The sequence below is a fragment of the Actinosynnema pretiosum genome (assembly GCF_002354875.1).
In the GTDB taxonomy this organism is placed as follows: Bacteria; Actinomycetota; Actinomycetes; order Mycobacteriales; family Pseudonocardiaceae; genus Actinosynnema; species Actinosynnema auranticum.
In genome coordinates this window covers 4,847,387-4,870,325 of sequence record NZ_CP023445.1, presented here as the reverse complement: position 1 = coordinate 4,870,325, position 22,939 = coordinate 4,847,387, and the positions used below count along the sequence as shown (strand labels likewise).

Here is a 22,939-nt window from a genome sequence, read left to right as displayed (position 1 = left end):
CCACCCGGAGCAGCAGGCGGCGGGCCGCTCACGAACCGTTGCCCGCTAGGGGAAGTCGCCCGGCAGCACGACCTCAGCGCCGGTTCCCTCGCGGCCGCAACCGCCCCCCTGGCATCGGCGGCGCGGGCAGCCGGTCGCCGTCGTAGCCCACCACCGCGCCGAACCGCTCGTCCCCGCGCTCCCACTCCTCCCGGAACCGCACCACCTCGTCGTGGTCGCGCCCGATGAAGTTCCACCACATCACGATCTCCTCGCCGAACGGCTCGCCGCCCAGCAGCAGCACCCGCGCCTCCTCGGACCCGGTGCTCGCCAACCGCAGCACCGCCGACCCCGCGCCCAGGCACCCCAGCGACCCGCGCGGCACCACCGCCCCGGCCAGCTCCACCTCGCCCCGGTCCACCAGCACCCCGTGCTCGAACGCCGGGTCCACCGCCAGCTCCAGCACCACCCCGGCGGGCACCACCAGCTCCGCCCCCAGCAGCGGCGTGAACCCGCGCACCGGCGACGTCACCCCGCCCAACGACCCGAGGAACACCCGCGCCACCGCCCCGCCGATCACCACCGGCTCGGGCACGTGGTGCTCGAAGCCCCTCGGCGCGTCCCGGTGCGCGTCCGGCAGCGCGATCCACAGCTGCACCCCGTGCAGCACCGACGTCCCTGGGGTGGAGACCTCCGAGTGGCAGATCCCGCGCCCGGCCGTCATCAGGTTCAGCTCGCCCGGTCGCACCAGCGCGTGCGCGCCGTGGCTGTCCCGGTGCTCGATCTCCCCGGAGAACAGCCAGCTCGCCGTCTGCAACCCGGTGTGCGGGTGCGGCGCGACGTCCATGCCGCCGGTGGCGGACACGTCGTCCGGCCCGTAGTGGTCCACGAAGCACCAGGCCCCGATCAGGGACCGCCCGCGCTGCGGCAGGGTGCGCCGCACCGCCATCGCCCTCGGCCCGCCCAGCGGCACGTCGCGCGGGTCGAGCACCTCCACCTCGGCCGCGGGGGAGGAGGCGGCGCAGACCAGTTCGGCGGGATCGGATTCGGCGTTGCTCACCACCACATCGTAGGTCCGCACCCACGTCCCGCCGCCCGACCGGCGCGCCGCGCCCGCCCGCACCGCCCGCACCCAGCGCAGACGCCCCACCACCGGCCGGGACGGGCCGAACCGCCCCGTTCCGGTCCCGCTAACACCCCGACCCCCGCCCGCGATGACCTTGTGCACCGCCCCCCAGAGAAGGTGACCACCGCTGTGCCTTACACGGCCGAGATCAGCCGCGCCACCCCGGCCTGCTTCGTCTTCCTGGTGGACCAGTCCGCCTCGATGGAGGACCCGATCGGCGGCCCGGCCAGGCAGCGCAAGGCCGACGTGGTCGCCGACGCCCTCAACCGGCTGCTGACCGAGCTGAGCGTCAAGTGCGCCAAGGAGGAGGGCGTGCGCGACTACTTCCACATCGCGGTGATCGGCTACGGCCACACCTCGGTCGGCTCCGCCTTCACCGGCCCGCTGTCCGGCCGCGACCTGGTCCCGCTCAGCCAGGTCGCCGACCGCCCGGCCCGCGTCGAGGACCGGGTGAAGAAGTTCCCGGACGGCGCGGGCGGACTGGTCGAGAGCAAGGTCAAGTTCCCGGTCTGGGTCGACCCGGTCGCCAACGGCGGCACCCCGATGTGCCGGGCGCTGGCGCAGGCCGACGCGATCGTCGCCGACTGGGTCGCCCGGCACCCGGCGGGTTTCCCGCCGATCGTGCTCAACCTGACCGACGGCGAGTCCACCGACGGCGACCCGCTGGAGGCCGCCCTGGCGCTCCAGCGGCACGTCAGCGCGGACGGCGCGGCGCTGCTGTTCAACCTGCACGTGTCCGGCTCGGCCGCGATCCCGGTGACCTTCCCGGACAGCCCCGCCGCGCTGCCCGACACCTACGCCCGCGCGCTGTTCGAGATGTCCAGCCCGCTGCCGCAGCACATGCGCTTCTACGCGCTCCAGCAGGGCATCGCGTGCACCGAGCTGTCCAGGGGCTTCGCCTACAACGCCGACATCACCACCGTCGTGCAGTTCCTCGACATCGGCACCCGCGCCACGGACCTGCGCTGACCCCCGGCATGTTCACCACCGCCCTGCGCGCGCCCAAGCTGGGCAGCGCCGAAGCCGAGTGCGAGGACGCGCACCTGGTGCTCCCGGCCGAGGCCCCCGACACCTGGCGCACCGAGCCGGTGCTGGTCGCCGTCGCCGACGGCGCGTCCGAGAGCCTGCTGTCCGGGCCGTGGGCCGCGCTGCTCACCACCGAGGTCCTGGCCCGCGTCGCAGCCGACCCGAGCGCGCTCGACGCGCCCGAGGCGTTCGCGGACGCCCTCGCGGGCGCGGGCCTGGCCTGGCGGCCCTGGCTCGCCGACTACGTGGCCCGCCGGGAGGCCGCCGGTCGCCCCATCGCCTGGTACGAGCAGCCGGGCCTGGACCGGGGCCCGCACGCCACCGCGCTCGCCGCCCGCTTCGCCACCGGGCCGGACGGCCGCACCGCGTGGGCCGCCGCCGCGCTCGGCGACAGCTGCCTGTTCCACACCAGGGGCGCGGAGCTGCTGCACGCGTTCCCGCTCGCCGACGCGGGCGCGTTCGACAGCTCGCCCGGACTGGTCAACGCCCTCACCACCGACACCGCCCTGCTGGCCAGGCACACCCGCACCGCCTCGGGCGCGGCCGAGCAGGGCGACCAGTTCTTCCTGTGCACCGACGCGCTCGCCGCCTGGTTCCTGCGCGAGGCCGAGCGCGGCGGCGCGCCGTGGGACCTGCTGGCCGACCACACCCGCGCGGGCCACCCCGAGCGGTTCGCGGCCTGGCTGGACGCGGCGCGTTCGGCCGGGGAGGTGCGCAATGACGACGTCACGCTCGTCCACGTCGACCTCGGGTGAGGGCAGGCGGGTGTTCCCGTCCGGCGCGGCCTACGCGGAGGCGCTGCAGAACACCGCGCTGTGCTTCCGGGGCACCCCGCTCGAAGGCGGCCTGGTGCGCACCGACGCGCTGGGGCGCCCGCGCGCGATCTCCGGCAACTTCGCCAGCGTCTTCTCGGTGACCACGCCCGACGGCGTCGAGCACGCCGTCAAGTGCTTCACCAGGGAGGTCCCCGAGCAGGCCGACCGGTACCGGGCCGTCGGCGCGCACCTGGCCCACCTGCGCGCGGACTGGGCCGTGGGGTTCGAGCACGTGGACCGGGGCGTGCTGGTCGCGGGCTCCTGGTACCCGGTGCTGCGCATGGAGTGGGTGCGCGCCCGCAACCTGATCCGCTGGATCGAGGACACCGGCGACGACCGGGCGGCGCTGGCGGCGCTGGCCGCCCGCTTCGCGGACCTGGTCGCCGCGCTCGGGGACGCCTCGGTCGGCCACGGCGACCTCCAGCACGGCAACCTCCTGGTCACCGACTCGGGCGCGCTGCGCCTGGTCGACTACGACGGCATGTACGTGCCCGCGCTGGCCGGGCGGCCCGCCGACGAGTTCGGGCACCGCAACTACCAGTCGCCGGACCGCACGCGCGACCACTACGGGCCCGACGTCGACCGGTTCTCCGCCTGGGTGGTGCACCTGTCGCTGGTGGCGCTGTCGATCGACCCGGCGCTGTGGCGGCTGCTGCGCGACGAGGACGCCGAGCACCTGCTGCTCGCCGAGTCCGACTTCACCGACCCGGACCGCTCCTACCGATTAGCGACCCTGACCGCGCACCCGAACCACGGGCTGCGGGCGCTGGCCGGGCGGTTCCGCGACGTCCTGCTGCACCACCGCGCCGCGCCGCCACCGCTGGAACCGCTCGCCGCCGGGCCGCTCGTCGCCGGTCTGCCCACCACCGGTCTGCCCACCACCGGGCCCTTCGCCGTCCGGCCGTTCGCCACCGGGTCGTTCGCCACCGGGTCGTTCGCCGCGGGCACCACCCCGGCGTGGCTGGCCGAGCGCCTGAACCCGATCGACCCGGTCGCCGGCCTCGTGGACGACGTCCCCGAGCCCGCCGCGCTCGACGTCCGCGCCAACGAGCCGGTCCGGTTCGGGCGCAAACCCGTGCTGCTGATGGTCCTGTCCTGGCTGCTGCTGCTCGGCGCGCCCGCGCTGCCCGTGCTCGCCGCCGTGCTCCTCGGCCTGACCGGCCCCGAGCTGACCGCGCCCGTGCTGCTGATCCCGCTGCTCCCGGTGGCCGCCGCCGTCTCGTACCGCCGCCGCCCCGAGCGGGCCGCCGCGAAGGCCGCCCGCCGGGCCCGCCGCCGCGCCCGCTCGGCGCACCGCGCGCTCGCCGTGAAGGGCGCCGGGCTGCGGCGCGCCGGCGAGCGGTTGGAGGCGGCGCTGCGGCAGGCCGAGACCGCGCGCGACCACGAGCAGCGCGAGCTGGCCGACCGGCACAAGCGGGAGGTCGCGGAGCGGCAGGCGGACACCGCCCGGCTCGTCGTGGAGACCGAGCGCGCCAAGCAGGCGCTCGCCCGCAAGACCCGCGACGCGGAGGAGAAGCTCCTGGCGCAGGCCAAGAAGGCGCACGTGCTGCACCACCTGGCCCGGTTCCCGCTCAAGGGCGCGGGCATCGAGGGCATCGGCGAGGCGCTCACCGCCAAGCTCGCCGACTCGGGCATCCGCACCGCCGCCGACTTCACCGGCGTGGTGCGCAACCCCGGCCAGGAGTCGGTCGTGCTGTTCCGGCTGGCCGGTGGCGGCGCGGTGCGCGTGCCCGGCATCGGCGAGGTCAAGGCGGGCCGGGTCGAGCGGTGGCGCCTCACCCTGCTCAAGCAGGCCAAGGCGGGTGAACCGGTGCAGCTGGGCCCGGCCGAGCGCGGCGCGCTGAAGGCCCGCTTCGCCGCCGAGAGCGCCAAGCTGGACGCCGAGCACTCCTCCGCGATCGCCGAGCGCGAGCGGGCCGTGGTGCTGCTCAAGGACCGGCACCGGGCCGAGCACGCGGCGCTGCTGGAGCGGCTCACCCGCGAGCGCGCGGACGCCGCTCGGAAGCGGGTCGAGCACGACCGGGCGGTCAGGGAGAGCGCCGTGCGGGTGGAGACCGCCGAACTGGGCGTGCGGGAGAGCCGCGCGGCGGCCGAGGCGTTCCGGCGGGTCACCTACCGGCGCTACGCCCTCTTCGCGCTCTTCGGCCGGGGCTGACCCCGGAGGCATCCGGGGAATCGTCCGGAAAGCCCCGCGCGCGGCCGGGAACCGCGCTGAGGGGTTCCGGTTACCAGGCCGTGATCGGCCGCGCCAGTGCCTTCGGTTCCCTTCCCGACGCGCCGGTGGACCGTGTTCGCCGCGCTCCGCAACCGTCCTGTGATAGGGGCGTTGGAATGCTCCGCTCCGCAGTGGAAAACGCGGTCAGGGGTCGACACCTGGGCTTCGTCCGTTCAGGATGGACGGACGCCGAGCGCCGAGCGCGCTCGGAACCCCTCGTCAACGGGGTGATCAACGTCGCATCAGGACAGAAGTCCGGTCCGGTGCCCCGCGTTTCGGTTAACTTGCCCGTTGACTCAAGTTCATCCGCTGATAATGTTCGACAAATCGCCGGGAACCCTGCCGACATCCGTCGAGCCCGGTCATTCGTCGACGCGCACAGTGAAGAAGGTCCCTGCATGGCCGTGGAATCACCTCCCGGGATGGAGATCACCGAGGAGAACGCGTTCACAGGCTCCCTGTTCATCTCGTCCTGGGACGAGATGATCGATTCCATCGGCGAGGACGCCGAGACCGAGGCGGAGAGGGTGCTCGACGTGACCTTCGCGGCCATCGGCGCCGCGTCCTCGACGGCGGTGCTGGCCGTCGACCCGTTCGGGACGATCCTGGGCGCGGGCATCGGCTGGCTCATCGAGCACGTCACGTTCCTGCGGGAACCGCTCGACCAGCTCGTGGGCGACCCGGACGACGTCAACGCCAACGTGGCGGCCACCAAGGCCAACGCGGTGGAGATGCGGGTGCTGGCCGAGACGCACCGCAACACCCTGGCGCAGCCGCAGGAGTGGAGCGGGCAGTCCCAGGAGGCGTTCAAGGCCAGCATGGCCGAGCTCGGCGAGGAGCTCGACTCGCTGGCCAACGCGGTCGAGCAGAAGGCGAAGATCGTCGCCGTCTGCGGGGTGCTCGTGCAGGTGCTGCGCGACATCGTCCGCGACATGATCGCCCAGTTCCTGGGCTCGCTGCTGGCGGGCGCGATCGCCGCAGCCGCCGCCGCGTTCTTCACGTTCGGCGCGTCCATCGCGGGCTTCATCGGGTACGCGGTCGGCAAGGCCGTCGCGCTGGGCGTGAACATCGCCTCGCGCCTGGCCAGGCTCGTCGGCGGCCTCGGCCGCCAGATGGGCCGCATCAAGGACCTGGACGAGATCACCGAGGGCATCGGCAAGGGCTGGAAGCGGTTCGAGAACGTCGCCGACGTCTCCGAGATCGGCTACGAGTCCTGGAAGGCGCAGGAAGGCGTCGACCGCGCGATCGACCGGGCCGTCTGAGCCCGACCCGCCTCCCCGCCTCCCCACGCACCCCCGGAGATCCCCGTGGCCAAGTTCCAGGGTTCCGGCGGTTCCGGTTCGAGCAGACCGGACCCCGGTTCCAGCACCCCCGACCCCGGCTCCAGCGCCAACCCCAACGGCTCGCCGCCGCGCACCGCGCCGCCGCCCCCGCCGTCCGCCGCCCCGTCCGGGCCGACCGGGACCAAGGGCTTCTCCATGAGCATGAACTCCATGGAGACCTTGCGGAGCCAGGCGGACGACCTGCGCACCGCGTACGGCGACCTGGCGGGCAAGCTCTCCGGCCAGCGGCTCGGGGCCACCGCGCTCGGCGTCCTCGGGATGCCCGCCGTGCTCGCGCTCAACTCCTCCAACGGCAAGTCGGTGGAGCGCGCCCGGCAGGCCGGCGACACGTTCGGCCAGGTCGGCGACGGCGTGAAGGCCACCGCCGACACGCACTTCTCGCTCGACCGCCACAGCGGATCGCAGTTCGACAGCATCGTCACCGACACCACGGCCAAGCCGCCCGCGGGGGCGCCCGGTGACAGCGGCGCCACCTCCGCCGCGTCCACCTCCGCCGCCACCACCTCCGCCGCGTCCAGCACCCCCGGCGCCCAGGGCCCGCCGCTCCCGCCGATCCCCGGCGTCCGGGGCGACCTGAACGCGCCCGCGCCCAACCCGAGGTCCGAGCTGCCGCCGCTCATGCGGATCCCGCCCAAGCCCAAGAGGCACCCGGCGGGCGCGCCCCAGGTCGAGCTGTCCAAGCCCGGCGACGCGGCCGATTCGTTGCGCGGCAACCAGAGCAGCTTCCCGCCCAAGGCCCAGGTCCCGCCGCCTGGCGCGCCCGCGCCACGTCCGCAGAACCCGCAGACCGCCCCCGGCAAGCTGATCAGCCCGCCGACCGGCGCGGCCCCACCCGTGGTGTCCCTGCCCGGCAGGGACCCCTTCGCCCCGCCCGGCGCCACCACCGCGCCGCCCGCCGCCCAGGGCCACGGCACGATCACCTCACCCGGTTCGGCCAAGGACTCGCTCGGCGGCCTGCACGACCCGTCCGCGCCGCCCGCCCCCAAGCCCGCGACGCCGCCGCGCCCGCCGCTGAACCTGCTGCCCCCGGCCGACCAGGTCGACCCCACGAAGGTCCCGCTGCCGCCGGACCCGCCCAAGGACACCGTGCCCTGGTCCACAGTGGACAACCTGACCGGCCCGAAAGCCGACCACCGCACCACGACCGCGTTCCCGGTCACCACGATCGACGGCGTCGAGCACTTCGACCTGCGCAACCTGTCCGAGGAGGAGGGCGCCCGCTGGGTCGCGGACCTGCGCCGCATCCTGGACAGCAAGCCGGACGGCGCGTTCTTCTGGTCGGGCAACTTCATCGACTCGACCGGCCGGCGGCACTCGGTGATGGACCCGGCCGAGTTCATCGCCGCCCAGCAGGGGCGCGTCACCCTCGAGGGCAAGCTCGGCCACGACCACATCATCATGCCGGACTGGGGCAAGACCAACGACGCGGGCAAGGCCGTGTGGGACAGCGTGTCCGCCAGCCTCGCGCAGGGCGCCAAGGGCGACGTGTACGCCCTGGTCGGGCCGAGCAGGCGGGTGGACAACGTGTTCTCCATGACCGAGTTCCCGATCCTGCAGAACAACCCGAACGTCGACCGGGTCTTCACCATCGACGTCATGACGGGCGAGCAGCGCCAGCTTCACCCGTGAACCGGACCACCCGTCGTCAACGGGTTCCTGAAGCGCGTGGCGCCGGGAGGCGTCGACCTCCCGGCGCCACGCGCGCTGCCACCGCCCGCCGCACCCCGCTGACCTGCGCTCCTGTCCGTTCCCCTTCCCGACTCCTGCCGCCCCGCCGCGGATCGAGACCGTGCGCGGCGCCGGGTTCCGCCTGGAGGTCCTGCCGTGGTGCAGCGCCGCCTGGTCACCTCCTCGCTGCTGCTGGTGGTGATCGCGCTGGAGCAGCGGATCCGCACGATCTGGACGTTCCGCATCGTCGCCGGGATCGCCACGCTCGCGCTGACCGCCGCGGTCCTGCTGCTCGCCACCGCCTGCGGCACCGGCCAGGCCGCCACCCCAGGGCCCTCCGGCGCGCCCAGGCAGCCCGGTGACGCGAAGGCCCTGTTCGACCGCTGGAACGACAGCCTCGTCGCGGTCGTCCTGTCCGGCCTCTACGACTCCGCGGTCACCGCCGGCGGCAGGCCCGACACCGCGCAGGCCCGCATGACCTTCGAGCGCCGCGACGGCCGGTGGACGATCGTCGAACACCACCCCTCCCGCAAGCCGTGACCGCGCCCGGACGCCGCCGCTACCCCGCAGCGGTGCGGAGAACCTCACCGGCCGGGTGAAATGCGCGGCCCTCTTTCGACGGGTCGCCCTGGCCCGCCGGACGTGCCCGCATCGGATGGTGTGGACCGCACCCGTCCCCCCGAGCGGGACGACGTGCCGGGGGTTTGCGCGACGGACCGCAGTCGGCGCGCGGCGACGTTCACCGGAACGCGCCGGGGGGTCGTGCCGCCCGCGACTGTCCGCACCCCCGGCGCCCCGCCTGACCGGCGCGCCGCCGCCGCTTCCCGGCCCTGCGCGCTGCTCCCGGCTCGCCATAGGGTCCACCGCGTCGACGGTCGTGCCCGCCGGGTGCGACCGGGTCCACGAGCCCGCGCTCGCACCGGACCACGCGGCTGGGAGCAGCTGCGCGCGGTCCCCGCCGCACCTCCGCCACCGGGATCGCCCCGGTCCAGGCCCAAGGAGGCGAGGCCCATGGCCACCACCCGAGCAGTGGTGCTGGGAGCGGGCATCGCGGGCCTGCTGGCCGCCCGCGTGCTGGCCGACCACGTCGGCGAGGTGCTGCTGGTCGAGCGGGACCGGTTGCCGCAGGGGCCGCGCGAGCGGTCCGGCACGCCGCAGGGCAGGCACACGCACGTGCTGCTGTCCGGTGGCGCGCACGCGGTCGACCACCTGCTGCCGGGGGTCACCGACGAGCTGCTCGGCCTGGGCGCGCAGCGCGTGGGCGTGCCCGACCGGATGCTCGTGCTGCTGCCCGCCGGGTGGGTGTCGAGGTTCCCCGAGGCGCAGTTCGTGCTCAGCGCGAGCCGGGCGCTGGTCGAGCACGTGGTGCGCGAGCGGGTCCTCGCCGACGAGCGCGTCCACCTGCTGGAGAGCACCGACGCCACCGGCCTGCTCGGCGGCCCGGAGCGGGTCACCGGCGTCCTGGTGCGCGACCGGCGCGACGGCCGCACCGGGCGCGTCGCCGCCGACTACGTCGTCGACGCCACCGGACACCGCTCGGCCGCGCCGGTGTGGCTGTCCGCGCTGGGGGCGCGGCCACCGGCCGAGGAGCACGTCGACCCCGGCGAGTTCTACAGCACCAGGCTGTACGCGGGCCGCTCGGACGCGCCCGCCGTGACCGTCCTGCCCGACCCCGACCACCCCGCCCAGGTGCGCAGCGGGCTGCTGTGCCCGATCGAGGGCGACCGGTGGAGCGTCACCCTGGTCGGCACGCGCGAGCAGCGACCGCCGACCGACGAGGAGGCGTTCGCCCGCTGCGCGGGGCGGCTGCGGCACCCGGTGATCGGCGACCTGATCGCCGACGCCCGGCCCCTCGGCCCGCCGAGGGGGTTGCGCTCGCCCGCGAACCGGAGGCTGCGGTTCCGGGAGGCGGACGGGTGGCCGGAGGGGTTCGTGGTGCTGGGGGACGCGGCGTGCACGCTCAACCCGGTGCACGGGCAGGGGATGGCGTTGGCGGCGCTCGGCGCGGTGGCGTTCTCGGAAGCCCTGGGGGAGCGGGGCATCCGGTACGGGGCGGCCCGCGCGCAGCGCGCGGTGGAGCGGGTGTCGCGGGGCGCGTGGGGCGTGGCGACCGGGCTGGACCTGAGGTTCCCGGCCACGACCGGGCCCCGGCCGGGGGCGTGGGGGCGGGCGGTGGCGCGGGTGCTGGACCGGGTGCACTTCGCGGCGACCGGGAGCCCGGTGGTGGCGCGGGCGTGGCTGGACGTGCGGGCGCTGGTCGAGCCGCCGCGCAGCCTGCTGCGCCCGCGCGTGCTGGTGGCGGCGGCGCGCGGACCGCTGCACCCGCCGCAGGCGAACCCGCCGCTGCGACCGTGGGAGCTGCCGCACTCGGCGGTGCGGGTGCTGCCGGGGTGAGCGGCCCCGGAGCCGGGTGGGCTCCGGGGCACGGGGTTGTCGACCTGGTCGTCGGGCTGGTTATCGCGCCGTGCAGGTGAGCGCGGCGGTCGGGGCGGCGCCGGTGGCCTGGTAGCCGAACTCGGTGGACCGCCCGGCCGCCAGCGCGCCGTTGAACCCGGCGTCGGTGAACGTCACGGGACCGGACGCGCCGGTGCGGGTGGTGTTCCAGGAGTTCGTGATCGTCGCGCCCGAGGGCAGGGTCGCGCCGACCGTCCAGCCGGTGATCGCCCGGTTCGCGGTGACCGTGACCGTGGCGACGAACCCGCCGTTCCACTGGTTGACCGAGGCGCTGGCCGTGCAGCCCGCGCCCGGCGGGGGAGTGGTGGTGGCCGTGGCGCCGGTGGTCGTGGTCGTGGTGGTGGTGCTGGTCGGCTCGCCGCCGCCGGTCAGGACCGGGGTCTGCCAGTCGCGCCACTGGGCGAGGTTCCCGGCCTTCTTCGCGGAGACCCGGAAGACCTGCGGGGCGTTGCCGGACCTGAGCAGGTGCTCGCGGATGTTGTCCTGGATCGGGCCGCGCCACTCCGGGCGCGAGGCGCAGTGCGTGCCGTCCTGCACGTCCGACCAGTAGGAGATGTTGTCGGCCGCGCCGAGCGCCTTGTACACCTCGGCCCCGGCGAGCGCGGCGACGCTGCCGGAGCGCGCGGCGAGCCAGTCGACGTGCGGGTTCTCCAGCAGCAGCAGGCCGCGCGGGGCGATCATCCCGATGACCTGGTGGGTGTCGATCGGCAGCGCGTTCGGGTTGCCGGTGTAGGCGGAGAACGCGTCGCCGAGCCAGGGCTGCTCGCCGTACGCGCTGCTCAGCGGCTGCGCGCCGCTCTCGCCCGCGATGGAGCGGAACGCCGGGGCGCCCGCGCTGCCGGACTCGATCGGCATGGTGAGGGCGACGCGCTGGTCGAACGCGCCGACCGCGAACGCGCTCTTGCCGTACCGCGAGCACCCGGTGACCCCGATGCCGTCCGCGCGGATCGTGGTGGAACCGGACTGCTCGATCACGTCGATGACGCGGCTCGCGCCCCAGGCCCACGCGGCGAGCAGGCCGGTCGGGCTGGACGCGCCGTGGAGCGTGTAGAACGCGCCCTGCTTGTTGCCGCGCGGCGTGCCCTCGCGGCCGACGGCGAGCGGGTCGTAGCTGATCACGGCCGCGCCCGCGGCCTTGATCGCGGCGGTGTCGGCCCCGAACCCGCCCACCACGATGACGGCGGGGAACGGTCCGGTGCCGCTGGGGGCGTCGACGCTCGCGGAGAAGCTCGCGGTGCGGCCCTGGTGGGTGGTGGTGACGGAGATGGAGGTGCGCGAGACGGAGCCGGTGACGGAGGCGGGCCTGGCGGGCTTGTCGCCGTAGACGTGGCGCTCGGCGAGCTCGCGGATCTCGGCGCGGCGGCACCGCCAGTCGGCGAGGGTGGTGACGCGGGAGCCGTCGATCCTGGTGAACGGGTCGGGCAGGCGCGGGTTGGCGGGCGTGCTGCCGGGGAGGGCGACGGGGCAGTCGGCGCCGTCGTCCTCGACGGCCGCGGTGGACGGGGGTGCGGGGGTGGGGGTCGTGGTGGCGAGCGCGGTGCCGGTGAGGGCCAGCGCGGTGAGGAGGGCGAGCGACAGCCGGAGATGGCCGGAGCGGGTGATCACCGTTGATCTCCTTCCGGGGAGGAAGCGCTGCGGCGGCGTTCTAAAGTTTCGACGCAGGGCTCGAAACATGTCAATGCCGCTGGCGGGGCCGGTGGTCTCAGTTGGCCGGGGGCGCCGCTCGACAGCGCGAAAACGCGAACCGCAGAACCGCGCCCGCCGAGCCTTTCGGACCCCGGCGGGCGCGGCCCGCTCACCAGTCGTGCACCGTCCCGTCCCGCAGCCGGTTCACCGGCAGGTACGCCGCCTCGTACGGGAACGCCCCCGCCGCCTCGTCGTCCAGCTCCACCCCCAACCCCGGCGCGTCCGACGGGTGCAGCAGCCCGCCGTCGAAGGTGAACGACGTCCGGAACACCTCCAGCGTCCGCGCCGCGTGCTCCATGTGCTCCTGGATGCCGAAGTTGTGCACCGCCAGGTCCAGGTGCAGCGCCGCCGCCATCCCCACCGGCGAGATGTCCGTCGGCCCGTGGATGCCCGACTTGATCCCGTACACCCCGGCGAAGTCCAGCAGTCGCCGCATCCCCGTCACCCCACCGGTGTGCGTCACCGCCGACCGCACGTAGTCGATCAACCGCCCGGTGATCAGCTCCTGGTAGTCGTGCACCGAGTTGAACACCTCGCCGATCGCCAGCGGCGTCGTCGTGTGCTGCCTGATCAGCCGCAGCGCCGCCTGGTCCTCGCCGGGCGTGGCGTCCTCCAGCCAGAACAGGTCGTACGGCTCCAGCGCCTTCCCCAGCTTCGCTGCCTGGATCGGCGTCATCCGGTGGTGCCCGTCGTGCAGCAGCGGCAGCTCCGGGCCGAACTCCGCGCGCACCGCCTCGAACACCCCCGGCACGTGCCGCAGGTACGCCCTGGTGTCCCACTCCTCCTCCACCGGCAGCGCCGTCCGCCGCGCGGGCTCGTAGTCGTACCGCTGCCCGCCCACCGACGCCGCCACCCCGTACACCACGCCCAGCCCCGGAACCCCGGTCTGCACCCGGATCGCCCGGTACCCGCGCTCCAGGTGCGCCCGGATCGAGTCGAACAGCTCCGGCAGGTCCCGCCCCGACGCGTGCCCGTACGCCAGCGCGCCCACCCGGCACGCCCCGCCCAGCAGCTGGTACAGCGGCATCCCGGCCGCCTTCGCCTTGATGTCCCACAGCGCCGTGTCCACCGCCGCGATCGCCGCCATCGTCACCGGCCCGCGCCGCCAGTACGCGCCCCGGTACAGGTACTGCCAGGTGTCCTCGACCGCCGACGCGTCCCGCCCGACCAGCAGCGGCACGACGTGCTCCACCAGGTACGCCCGCACCGCCAGCTCGCGCCCGTTGAGCGTCGCGTCGCCCAGCCCGGAAAGCCCGTCCTCGGTGGTGATCCGCAACGTCACGAAGTTCCGACCCGGTGAGGTCACCACGACCTCGGCCGACACGATCCTCACCGCTCCACCTCCGCCACCACGACCTCGTACGGGCCGAGCTCCACCACGTCGCCGAACGACCGCAACCCCGCCCCGAGCACCCGCGCCGACACCGGTTCCCCGCGCTGGCTCACCAGCCACGCGAACCGCCGCCCGTCCTCGTGCTCCAGCACCGACACCAGCACCCCCGGATCGTCCACCGACACCTCCGGCACCACCCCGGCCTCCGCCGCGAGCGCCGCGTACAGCCGCCAGGTGTCCTCCGGGTTCACCGACGGCGTCGCGGAAGCCATGTGCTCCAACGGGTAAGCGCACAGCACCATCGCCCCGGACCCCACCCGCCGCCGCAGCAGCGCGGGCCGCCCGCGACCGTCCACCGCCAGCACCTCGGCCTCCACCGGGTCCACCGGCAGGAACGCCCGCGAGTGCGCGTTCCCGCCCACCGCGAACACCAGCTCCTCGCCCACCGCCAACCCGCCGAACCCGGTCACCACCCGCAACCGCAGCTCGTCCTCCACGACCGGCTCCACCAGCCCGTACCGCGACCGCTTGGCCACCCCGAACATCCCGTCCAGGTCCGGCCACCACGACCCGCGCTGCACCTTGTGCGCCCCGTGGAAGTACGACGCGTACACCACCGCCCCCTCCTCCGCCCGCCGCAGCAGCTCCCGCCACGTGGGCGCCAGCAGCTGCTTCGCCGACGGCAGCAGGTACAGCGCGCAGTCCGGCGGCAGCCCGTCCGCCTCCCGCGCCACCCCCACCGGCAGGTCCGCCTCGCGCGCCGCCGCGTACGCCTGCCGCCCGTGCTCGAACACGCTCGTCGCGTCCTCGGGCACCGTGAACGGGTAGCGCTTCTCCAGGTACGACGGCACCACCAGCACCACCTCCGCGTCCGGCCTGCGCAACCGCGCGAAGTCCGTGCGCCGCAACACCTCCGCGAACTCGCGCAGCTCCAGCAGCTGCGGCTTCGGCTCGCCGCGCGCGGTGGTCAGGCCGAAGTGCAGCTCGAACGGGTGGTGCGAGTACGGCTCCTGGTCGGCCAGGTCGTCGAAGTCCGTGTTGTTCCAGGCGATCCAGCCCGTCGCGCCCGCGAGCAGCGAGTTGTGCAGCACCTGCCGGTAGTAGTGCGCGGCGTTCTCGTCCGAGGTGTAGTCGGAGGTGACGCCGAACTCCTCCAGCACCACCGGTTTCCCGCCGACGTCGAGCAGCTCGCACACCCACGCCGCCGCCAGGTGCAGCCGCAGCGGGTCGTCCTCCATGCGGTAGACGTGCGGGCCGTGGAAGTCCACCAGCGGGGCCAGGTCGCGCACCCGGAAACCGTTGTCCAGCCCGGTGACCTCCACGCCCCACGCGCCGTCGCCGACCGACACCGGCTGCCGCGCGCCCGCCGCCCGCACCTCGCCGATCAGCGCCTGCGCCCACGCCGTCACCGCGTCGGCGTCCAGGGCGCCGACGCCGCGCGTGCGCTCGTCCGCGTACAGCGGGATCTCGTTGCTCAGCAACCACCCCGCGACCGCCGGGTGGTCCTTCCAGCGCGCGGCCAGCTCCCGCACGTACCAGCGCTGCCGCGCCACGAACGACTCGTCGCCGAACACGTCCCGCCCGCGCCGCCACGGCGGGTCCCAGTTCTGGCCGGACATGTGGCCCACCAGGAACGTCGGGATGGTGCGCATCCCGAGTTCCCGGTGCAGGTCCAGGAAGTGGTCGAACCGGGCCAGGACCGCCTCGTCCAGCCGGTCCTCCTCGGGCATGAAGTCCGGCCAGTAGCAGAAGCTCCTGGTCAGCGGGACGCCGTGCGCGCGCATCACCAGCAGTTCCGCGCGCACCACGTCGGGGTCGTAGCGCCGCCACATCAGCGGACCGCCCGCGCGGGACCAGAAGTTCACCCCCAACCACACGTCGGGCCTGCCGTCCGGACCGGTCACCAGTGCCGAAGAGCGCTTCACCCCACCAGGTATAACGTTTCACCACAGCCGTCGGGGAGACCCTGGACCGCAGTGCCGCGGCAGATTGCGCCGAACAGGCTTGAGGGAGGTCGCCGTGGGGCGAACGGGTTCGGGCAGACCGACCATCGCCGACGTCGCCGCGCGCGCGGGCGTGTCGGTCGGGGCGGTGTCGGCGGCGGTCAACGGCAAGGGGCGGCTGGCCGAGGCGACCCGGCTGCGCGTGCTCGCCGCCGCGGCCGAACTGGGGTGGGCGCCGTCCGCCGCGGCGGTGGCGCTGCGCGGGGCGCGGGTCGGCGCGCTCGGGCTGGTGCTGCGCCGCGACCCCGACCTGCTCAGCAGCGACCCGCACTTCGCCCAGCTCATCACCGGCGTCGAGAGCGCGCTCGCGCCGCTCGGGTGGGGGCTGCTGCTGCACCTGGTCGACGACGGCGGCGAGGAGCGCGCGTACCGGGCGCTCGCCGCCGGGCGGCGGGTCGACGGGGTCGTGCTCACCGAGAGCCGGGTTCGGGACCCGCGCTTCGCGCTGCTGCGCGAGCTGGGGCTGCCCGCCGCGCTGGTCGGCACGCCGTGGCGGCCCGACCCGGTGCCGACCGTGCGCGCCCGCGACCAGCACCGGGGGATCACGCGCGCGGTGGAGCACCTGGTGGGGCTGGGGCACCGGCGGTTCGGGCACGTGAGCGGGCCGGAGGACCGGGTGCACACGCGGCGCAGGCGCGCGGCGCTCCGGCGGGCGCTGGGCGCGTACGGGCTGGTCCCGGTGTGCGTCCGCGCGAGCGGGTTCGACCCCGGCGCGGCGGCGGTGGCGGCGCGGGAGCTGCTGGCCTCGGCGGAGCGGCCGACGGCGGTGCTGTTCGCGAACGACTCGATGGCCGCCGCCGGGCTCGTCACCGCCCGGCGGCTCGGGATCGACGTGCCGGGGGAGCTGTCCGTGGTGGGGCACGACGACCTGCCGCTGTGCGAGCTGCTGCACCCGGCGCTGACGACGGTCCGGCAGGACCTGGTCGGGCTCGGGCGGGCGGCGGCGGTGACGCTGCTGGCGGGGCTCGGGGTGGTGGACGGCGCCGGGCCGGAGGAGGTGCGCCCGCCGGAGCTGGTGGTGCGCGAGTCGACGGGCCCCGCGCCGCGCTGAGCTTTCGGGGCGGGGCGGGGGCGGGGGCGGGGTTGTCGCGCAGTGTCCACCCGCTCGCTGAAGCGCCGCTGAACCCACGACCGGGCGTCACCCGGATTCCCCGCCGTCCGCACCGATCGTGACGGTGCACAAGTGCGTGCCCTGCAAGGGTGATCACCGCGTTCTGCCGGGTGGTTCCCGCCGCACGGCTGGCCCCACCGCCGTCCGGCGCGCTGCACTCGGAGGGACCGAGGTCCACCCCAGAGGAGCTGATGACGTTGTCCCCCACCAGCAGACGAGCGGTAGCGACGGCGGTGGCCTGCCTGCTCGCGCTCACCCCCGCGCCCGCGACCGCCGCACCCGAGGGCGCACCGGCCAAGACCGCACCCGCCAAGACCGCCCCCGGCGGCGTGTCCGGCGCGGCCAGCGTCGGCAACGCCGTGATCCGCACCGCGAGCGAGCTGCTCGTGGACATCCCGCCGCTCGCCACCTGCGTGAGCGGCGAGTCCACCGGCGCCGAGACGTCCGGCGCGACCGGCGGCAAGCTCGTCGCGTTCGGCCAGGGCAGCACCACCTGCGAGACCGAGCCGTCCGGCGCCGTCACCACGACCGCGACCGGCAAGGCGTTCCGCTTCAACCACCCCGACACGGGCCTGCCGCTGCTGAAGGTCGGCTCCTACACGATCTCCTGCCGCGCCACCCCGGACGGCACCGTCGAGTCCGCGTTCACCCTGCGCGGAGTCGTCGGCACGTCCCTCCCGGACACCGTCCCGGTCGACTACGAGACCACCCTGGCCAACGGCGTCCGCGCGGTCTTCAACACCCGGACGTGGGCCGAGGACGGCGACGGCTCACTGACCGTGCACGCGGTCCGCCTGTGGCTGGGCCCGGACATGGGGCCGGCCACCCGAGCGGGCGAACGCGGCGCGGTCACCGTCGGCAGCGTGACCTGCACGCCGCCCGCCTGACCCGAGGACCGGGTGACGCCGCCCGCGCGTCGATCGCAGGCGCGCGGGCGGCGCCACCGCGCACCCCCTCACCCGTCCTCCTCCACCAGCGCCCACACCTGCCGCAGCGGCAGTTCCGCGCGCAGTTCCGGTGGCAGCGCCGGGTAGTTCGCGAACACCCGCCCAGCAGCAGCTCCGAGTCCCACACCTCGATCGTGAACCGCTGGGTCGACAGGTACTGCTCGGCCTGCTTCGTGATCCCGCCCCACGCCACCAGCAGCCCCGCCGCGACCAGGTCGGCCAGGCGGTGCCCGGCGAACTCCTCGATGGTGCGGCTCGCGATGCGGTCCAGGGCGTAGCGGGCGATGTCCACGTCGTGCTGCGCCGAGTCCGCCGCCTCGTCCGGGACCTCCTCCACCGTCGAGAACGCGCCGAACGAGCACAGCAGGTCCTGCTTCACCACCGTGCGCGGCAGGTCCGCCACCAGCCAGCGCACCGGGCGCACGTGCCTGCGCTCCACGTCCGGCTGCTCCACCGAGCACCGGTAGCCGCCCGCGACCTCGCCGATCGCCAGGTGCTGCCCGGAGTTCTTCAGCGGCACCACCACCAGGTCGCCCTCGGCCATCCGCGAGCGCAGCGCCCACAGCTGCGCGGTGAAGTTCCGCAGCGCCTGCTCGGCGGCGTCCGGCTTCGCCGCGCGCACCGCTGTCAGCACCGCCTCGCGGTCCACCGCCCCGCCCAGGTCCGCCACCCCGCCGAACCCGCCGCCCGTGCACCCGGCCCCAGCGCCCACGCCTCGCGCTCGCCGACCTTCCCCGCCCGCACCGACCACGCCCGCACGTCGCAACCTCCCCGGCTCCGACCAGGGGCGATCCTGGTGCCTGCCCGGCCGGGCGCGGCCGTGGTTCACTCCGCCGTGCTAGCTACAGGGGGGACACCTGACGTCGTCGTGCCAGATCCACGAGTCGTGCTGGGGGGCGAAGCTCCCCGCCGCGCCCCCGAAGAACGAGGAGAAGCACGCCCGGTCCACCAGGTCGGCGTTGGTCACGAACCGCAGCCCGGTGCGCTCGCCCGCCTTGCGCCCGTCGAACCACACCTCCACCGCGCCGTCCTGGTTCGCCACCCCGTCCGCCACCGTGTTCACCCGCACCCGCTGCCGAACCCGGTGCTCGCGCGCCGGTTCGAGCGCGAACGGGGCCCGCGCGCCCGAGGGCAGCCGCTCGAAGCCGTTGGACCGGGTCGCGGCGCTCGCGGCCGTGGCGGGCACGAGCAGCGCCGCGCACACCCCCAGCGCCAGCGAGGACTTCCTCCACGCCAGCAGTCCCCCTGATCAGCGTGGGCCGTTCGGGGCACCGGTGTCGGCACACCCGGTGGATCAAGGTCAACGCCTCGCGGCCGACTCAGGGGTCGCGCGCCGCCGAACGCCGCGCCCGCCGCCGAACGGGCGCATTGTGCCGATTGTCCGATCGGGGCACCCTGGCTGACGGCCGATCCGAGGAGGGCGCGTGGTGCGACGGCGGTTGCGGGTCAACGAGCGGTGGCACGTCGTGGACGTGCCCGACGACACCCCGCTGCTGTGGGTGCTGCGCGAGGACCTCGGGCTCACCGGGCCCAAGTACGGGTGCGGCGTCGGCGCGTGCGGGGCGTGCACCTCGCTGGTCGGCGGCGCGGCGGCGCGGCCGTGCGTGCTGCCGGTGTCCGAGGTGCACGCCGAGGTCACCACCGTCGAGGGGCTCTCCGCGGACGGCGACCACCCGGTGCAGCGGGCCTGGCTGGAGCTGGACGTCGCCCAGTGCGGCTACTGCCAGCCCGGCCAGATCATGAGCACCGTCGCCCTCCTCGCCCGCGTGCCCGACCCCAGCGACGCCGACATCGACGAGGCCCTGCGCGACAACGTCTGCCGCTGCGGCACCTACTCGCGCGTGCGCGCCGCCGTGAAGCGCGCCGCCCGCGACCGGGGGCCGAGGTGATCGGCCGCCGCGGCTTCCTGGCCGCCGTCGGGCTCACCGTCGCGCTCCCCGCGCCCGCCTTCGCCTCCGGCGCGGGACTCGTGCCGAACGTGCTGGTCCGGCTGGACGCGCGCGGCCGGGTCACCACGACCGTGCCCCGGCCCGACACCGGGCAGGGCGTGCGCACGGTCGTCGCCATGCTGGTCGCCGAGGAGCTGGCCGTGCCGCTGGCCTCGGTCGCCGTCGAGCAGGCCCCCGGCGACACCGCCCGCTACGGCAGGCAGGGCATCGGCAACTCCACCTCGGTGCGCCAGCTCGCCGACCCGGTGCGCCGCGCCGCCGCGACCGCCCGCGCGCTCCTGGTCACCGCCGCCGCCCGGCGCTGGGGCGTGCCCGTCGCCGAGTGCGCCGCCCGCGACGGCCACGTCCGGCACCGCCGCCGCGCGCTCCCGTACGCGGAACTGGTGCAGGCCGCCTCGGCGCTCGACCCGACCACCGTCACCGTCGAACTGACCCCGCGCGCCGACTGGAAGGTCCTCGGCAAGCGCGCCGGGCGGGTCGACGCCCGCGACATCGTCACCGGCCGCGCCCGGTACGGCCTGGACGTCGCCCTCCCCGGCCTGCTCACCGCCGTCGTGGCCCGCCCGCCGTGGCTGGGCGCCCGGCTGGCCTCGCACGACGACGCCAAGGCGCTGGCCGTGCCCGGTGTGCTGACCACCGTCGCGCTCGACGGCGTCGCAGGCGCCCAGGGCGGGGTGGCGGTGGTGGCCCGCTCGGCGCCCGCCGCGCTCGCCGGACGGGCCGCGCTCACCTGCGAGTGGACCGGCGGCACGCCGGACGCCGACAGCCGCGAGTGGCTGGCGCAGCTGGTCGCCGCGCTCCCGCAGGACCCGCCGCCCGCGAACGGCCACACCGCCGCCTACGAGCTGCCGCTGCTCGCGCACGCCCCCATGGAACCCATGAACGCCACCGCCGACGCCCGCCCCGACCTGGTCCGGCTGTGGGCGCCCACCCAGGACCCCGGCGGGCTGCGCGACACCCTCACCCGCGCGCTCGGCGTGCCGGTGGAGGTCGAGCCCACGCTGTCCGGCGGCGCGTTCGGCAGGCGGATCGAGGACGACTACGCGCTGGAGGCCATCGCCTGCTCGCGCGCGGCGGGCGCCCCGGTCAAGGTGCTGTGGACCCGCGAGGACGACACCCGGCACGACTCGTACCGGCCCATGTCGGCGCACCGCCTCACCGCCGAGCTCGGCCCGGACGGCCTGCCCGTGCGGCGCGCGCACCGGGTCGCCACCTGGGGCCTGACCGTGCTGCCGTTCTTCGGCACCCCCCAGCTGGTGCTCGCCAGCGGCGACCACTTCCCCTACGCGGTGCCCGGCGAGGTGACCGCCACCGTGCTGCCCGCGCCGCTGCGCACCGGGTTCTGGCGCGCGGTCTACGCGGGCCAGTTCGCCTACGCCGAGGAGTGCTTCCTCAGCGCGCTCGCCCAGCGCGCGGGCTGGGACCAGGTCGAGTACCGGCGCAGGCTCCTGGCCGACCAGCCCAGGGTGCTGCGCGTGCTGGACGCGGCGGCGGCGCGGGTCCGGTTCCGGCCGGGGCCGGGGCGGGCGCTGGGGGTGGCCTGCCACCTGGAGTACGGGTCGGCCATCGCGGTGCTCGCCGAGGTGGACGCGCGCGGGGGGAAACCGGTGGTGCGCAAGGTGACCGCCGCCGTCGACGTCGGCCAGGCGCTGCACCCGTCCGGGGTGCGGGCGCAGGTGGAGGGCGGGGCGCTGGACGCGATCTCCACGGTGCTCGGCGCGCGGATCACGGTCCGGGCCGGGCGGGTGGAGCAGTCGTCGTTCCGGGACTACGCGTGGGCCCGGATCGACGCCGCGCCCGAGTTCGACGTGGTGCTCGTCGACTCCGACGCGCCGCTCGGCGGCATGGGCGAGCTGGCCTACCCGCCCGCGGCGGCGGCGGTCGCCTCGGCCGTGGCGCAGGCGACCGGGAGGCCGGTGACGGGGATGCCGGTGCACTCCGAGGTCGGCTGACCGGCCTCACCCCGCCGCCGCGACCGGCTCCCCGGCGACCCGGCCGGTCGCGGCCCGCTCTGCCGCGGCCCGCTCGGCCGCGGCCAGCGCCACCTGCCGCAGCTCGGCCGTGCACATCATGAGCCTGCGGGTCGGCAGCCTGCGCACGTAGTGCTCCACGTCCGCGCCCAGCGCGAACACGTGCACCGGCACCCCGCCGCCCCGCCCGGCGGTGACCGCGTGCCGCAGCGCCGCCAGCACCGCCGGGTGCCTGGTCTGGTAGGTCGAGGCCACCAGGTGGTTGCCCCGGTCGGCGGCCAGGTAGAACTGGATCAGGTCCTTGGTGCCCACGAACAGCTCGCTCGCCCCCGCCACGCAGAACTCGGCGGTCGAGTGCACCGCGGCGGGCGTCTCCACGAACACCCCCAGCGGGGTCCCCGCGTCCAGTCCGAGGTGCGCGCGCAACCGCTGGAACTCGTCCCGGTCGTTGATGAACGGCACCGCGAAGCTCACCCGGTCCGCCGCGGGCCCCGCCAGCTCGCGCAACCTCCCCCGCAGCGCCCGGAACGCGTGCGGGTAGTTCTCCTCGGCCAGCAGCCACCGCGCCCCGTGCAGACCCAGCTCCGGGTTCGGCTCGCCCTCCACCGGCACGCCCGTGGTGATCTGCGCGGCGTCGTCCGAGCGCAGGTCCAGCAGGCGCATCACCAACCGCTGGCCGGGCAGCAGCTCGGCGAGCATCCCGCACAGCTCGTCCGCCAGCGCCGCCCCGTACCGCCGCGCCCCGGCCACGCCCGAGCGCAGCGCGTCGAACGGGCTCAGCTCCGCCGACAGGCAGGCGAACTCCTCCCGGATGAAGTAGCTCTCCACCTGCGCGACCCAGGGCGACAGGGCGTTGACCGCGCGCACGTCCGTCGCGTCCGCCACCACCACGCACACCGAGTCCACCTCGTCCAACCGCGCGGGCGCCGGACCGGGGGCGCGCGGGGCGGGCACGGCCGCGCCCAGCAGCACCGACTCCCGGTCCAGCCGCACGGTCACCTCGCCCGCCAGCGCCCCCAGCTCCGCCGGGGCCACCCGCAGCACCGGGATGCCCCGCGAGCGGCACAGCGACTGCATGTGCCCGGTGCGCCCGCCCCGCGCGCACACCACCGCCGCCGACACCACGATCGCCTCGTACAGCTCGGGACCGAGCGACTCGGCCACCAGCACCGCGCCCGGTATCGGCTCACCTCCCCGGTTGCACTCGCCCTGCACGCTCGTGGTCGGCGAACCGACCAGCAGCACACCCGGAACCTCGCGCACGCTCGTCGCTGTCATGCCACGAGCGTGCTGCCCGCGCCGCGCCCCGCGCAT

General features: G+C 75.4%; 18 protein-coding genes. 11 read left to right on the top strand and 7 right to left on the bottom strand.

What is annotated here, in order from left to right; genetic code table 11:
- Nucleotides 1–73: 73 nt before the first annotated feature.
- A complete protein-coding gene (locus tag CNX65_RS20725) occupies nucleotides 74–1,039 on the bottom strand; it encodes a pirin family protein (RefSeq protein ID WP_096497898.1) in 966 nt (321 codons plus the stop codon).
- A 195-nt stretch (nucleotides 1,040–1,234) separates the two neighbouring features.
- Here CNX65_RS20725 and CNX65_RS20720 point away from each other — a divergent pair, with 195 nt between their 5' ends.
- The 7 genes from CNX65_RS20720 (at nucleotide 1,235) to CNX65_RS20690 (ending at nucleotide 10,566) form a co-directional block, all read left to right on the top strand.
- Entirely contained in the window at nucleotides 1,235–2,074 is an 840-nt protein-coding gene (locus tag CNX65_RS20720; protein ID WP_096495242.1) for a vWA domain-containing protein, read from the top strand.
- An 8-nt stretch (nucleotides 2,075–2,082) separates the two neighbouring features.
- Nucleotides 2,083–2,886, top strand: a complete 804-nt coding sequence (locus CNX65_RS20715; RefSeq protein ID WP_096495241.1) for a protein phosphatase 2C domain-containing protein — start codon at nucleotides 2,083–2,085, stop codon at nucleotides 2,884–2,886.
- Nucleotides 2,849–5,101, top strand: a complete 2,253-nt coding sequence (locus tag CNX65_RS20710) for a coiled-coil domain-containing protein (RefSeq protein WP_157767756.1) — start codon at nucleotides 2,849–2,851, stop codon at nucleotides 5,099–5,101. Before CNX65_RS20715 ends, CNX65_RS20710 begins: the two co-directional genes overlap by 38 nt.
- Before the next feature lie 464 nt (nucleotides 5,102–5,565).
- Nucleotides 5,566–6,423, top strand: coding sequence for a WXG100 family type VII secretion target (locus CNX65_RS20705; RefSeq protein ID WP_177154294.1), 858 nt, complete (start codon nucleotides 5,566–5,568; stop codon nucleotides 6,421–6,423).
- Nucleotides 6,424–6,468: 45 nt separating this feature from the next.
- Nucleotides 6,469–8,133: a hypothetical protein gene (locus CNX65_RS35540; RefSeq protein ID WP_157767755.1), complete on the top strand. Its 1,665-nt coding sequence runs from the start codon at nucleotides 6,469–6,471 to the stop codon at nucleotides 8,131–8,133.
- Between the two features lie 195 nt (nucleotides 8,134–8,328).
- Nucleotides 8,329–8,712 (top strand): hypothetical protein, encoded by a 384-nt coding sequence (locus tag CNX65_RS20695; protein WP_096495238.1) that lies wholly within the window; start codon nucleotides 8,329–8,331, stop codon nucleotides 8,710–8,712.
- A gap of 471 nt (nucleotides 8,713–9,183) precedes the next feature.
- Entirely contained in the window at nucleotides 9,184–10,566 is a 1,383-nt protein-coding gene (locus tag CNX65_RS20690; RefSeq protein ID WP_177154293.1) for an FAD-dependent oxidoreductase, read from the top strand.
- 60 nt (nucleotides 10,567–10,626) lie between these two features.
- Here the strand turns inward: CNX65_RS20690 and CNX65_RS20685 are convergent, their stop codons facing one another.
- The 3 genes from CNX65_RS20685 to CNX65_RS20675 form a co-directional block, all read right to left on the bottom strand.
- Nucleotides 10,627–12,231, bottom strand: a complete 1,605-nt coding sequence (locus CNX65_RS20685; protein ID WP_096495236.1) for a glucuronyl esterase domain-containing protein — start codon at nucleotides 12,229–12,231, stop codon at nucleotides 10,627–10,629.
- A gap of 190 nt (nucleotides 12,232–12,421) precedes the next feature.
- Entirely contained in the window at nucleotides 12,422–13,645 is a 1,224-nt protein-coding gene (gene manD / locus CNX65_RS20680; protein WP_096495235.1) for a D-mannonate dehydratase ManD, read from the bottom strand.
- Nucleotides 13,642–15,570 (bottom strand): cellulase family glycosylhydrolase, encoded by a 1,929-nt coding sequence (locus CNX65_RS20675; RefSeq protein WP_096495234.1) that lies wholly within the window; start codon nucleotides 15,568–15,570, stop codon nucleotides 13,642–13,644. Before CNX65_RS20675 ends, manD begins: the two co-directional genes overlap by 4 nt.
- 94 nt (nucleotides 15,571–15,664) lie before the next feature.
- Between CNX65_RS20675 and CNX65_RS20670 the strand changes: the two genes are divergently transcribed.
- On the top strand, nucleotides 15,665–16,699 hold the full coding sequence (locus CNX65_RS20670) for a LacI family DNA-binding transcriptional regulator (protein ID WP_096495233.1): 1,035 nt from the start codon (nucleotides 15,665–15,667) through the stop codon (nucleotides 16,697–16,699).
- Between the two features lie 251 nt (nucleotides 16,700–16,950).
- Nucleotides 16,951–17,646 carry a hypothetical protein gene (locus CNX65_RS20665; protein ID WP_177154292.1) on the top strand — a complete coding sequence of 232 codons (696 nt, stop codon included), beginning with the start codon at nucleotides 16,951–16,953 and terminating at the stop codon, nucleotides 17,644–17,646.
- Here CNX65_RS20665 and CNX65_RS20660 read toward each other — a convergent pair.
- Both CNX65_RS20660 and CNX65_RS20655 read right to left on the bottom strand, forming a co-directional pair.
- Nucleotides 17,609–18,418, bottom strand: coding sequence for a hypothetical protein (locus tag CNX65_RS20660; RefSeq protein ID WP_096495231.1), 810 nt, complete (start codon nucleotides 18,416–18,418; stop codon nucleotides 17,609–17,611). The genes CNX65_RS20665 and CNX65_RS20660 overlap by 38 nt on opposite strands.
- 126 nt (nucleotides 18,419–18,544) lie before the next feature.
- Entirely contained in the window at nucleotides 18,545–18,892 is a 348-nt protein-coding gene (locus tag CNX65_RS20655) for a polysaccharide lyase (protein ID WP_157767753.1), read from the bottom strand.
- Nucleotides 18,893–19,130: 238 nt separating this feature from the next.
- On the opposite strand from CNX65_RS20655, the gene CNX65_RS20650 reads away from it, so the two are divergent.
- A complete protein-coding gene (locus CNX65_RS20650) occupies nucleotides 19,131–19,595 on the top strand; it encodes a (2Fe-2S)-binding protein (protein ID WP_096495229.1) in 465 nt (154 codons plus the stop codon).
- Nucleotides 19,592–21,607, top strand: coding sequence for a xanthine dehydrogenase family protein molybdopterin-binding subunit (locus CNX65_RS20645; protein ID WP_177154291.1), 2,016 nt, complete (start codon nucleotides 19,592–19,594; stop codon nucleotides 21,605–21,607). The genes CNX65_RS20650 and CNX65_RS20645 overlap by 4 nt, the downstream gene beginning before the upstream one ends.
- A gap of 6 nt (nucleotides 21,608–21,613) precedes the next feature.
- Here the strand turns inward: CNX65_RS20645 and CNX65_RS20640 are convergent, their stop codons facing one another.
- Nucleotides 21,614–22,903: a putative PEP-binding protein gene (locus CNX65_RS20640; RefSeq protein WP_218180558.1), complete on the bottom strand. Its 1,290-nt coding sequence runs from the start codon at nucleotides 22,901–22,903 to the stop codon at nucleotides 21,614–21,616.
- Nucleotides 22,904–22,939 lie beyond the last annotated feature (36 nt).

Bases quoted from the DNA above. Each gene is read 5' to 3' on its own strand.
- CNX65_RS20715 (WP_096495241.1), top strand. From the start codon at position 2,083: ATGTTCACCACCGCCCTGCGCGCGCCCAAGCTGGGCAGCGCCGAAGCC.
- CNX65_RS20710 (WP_157767756.1), top strand. From the start codon at position 2,849: ATGACGACGTCACGCTCGTCCACGTCGACCTCGGGTGAGGGCAGGCGG.
- CNX65_RS20690 (WP_177154293.1), top strand. From the start codon at position 9,184: ATGGCCACCACCCGAGCAGTGGTGCTGGGAGCGGGCATCGCGGGCCTG.
- CNX65_RS20665 (WP_177154292.1), top strand. From the start codon at position 16,951: ATGACGTTGTCCCCCACCAGCAGACGAGCGGTAGCGACGGCGGTGGCC.
- CNX65_RS20640 (WP_218180558.1), bottom strand. From the start codon at position 22,903: ATGACAGCGACGAGCGTGCGCGAGGTTCCGGGTGTGCTGCTGGTCGGT.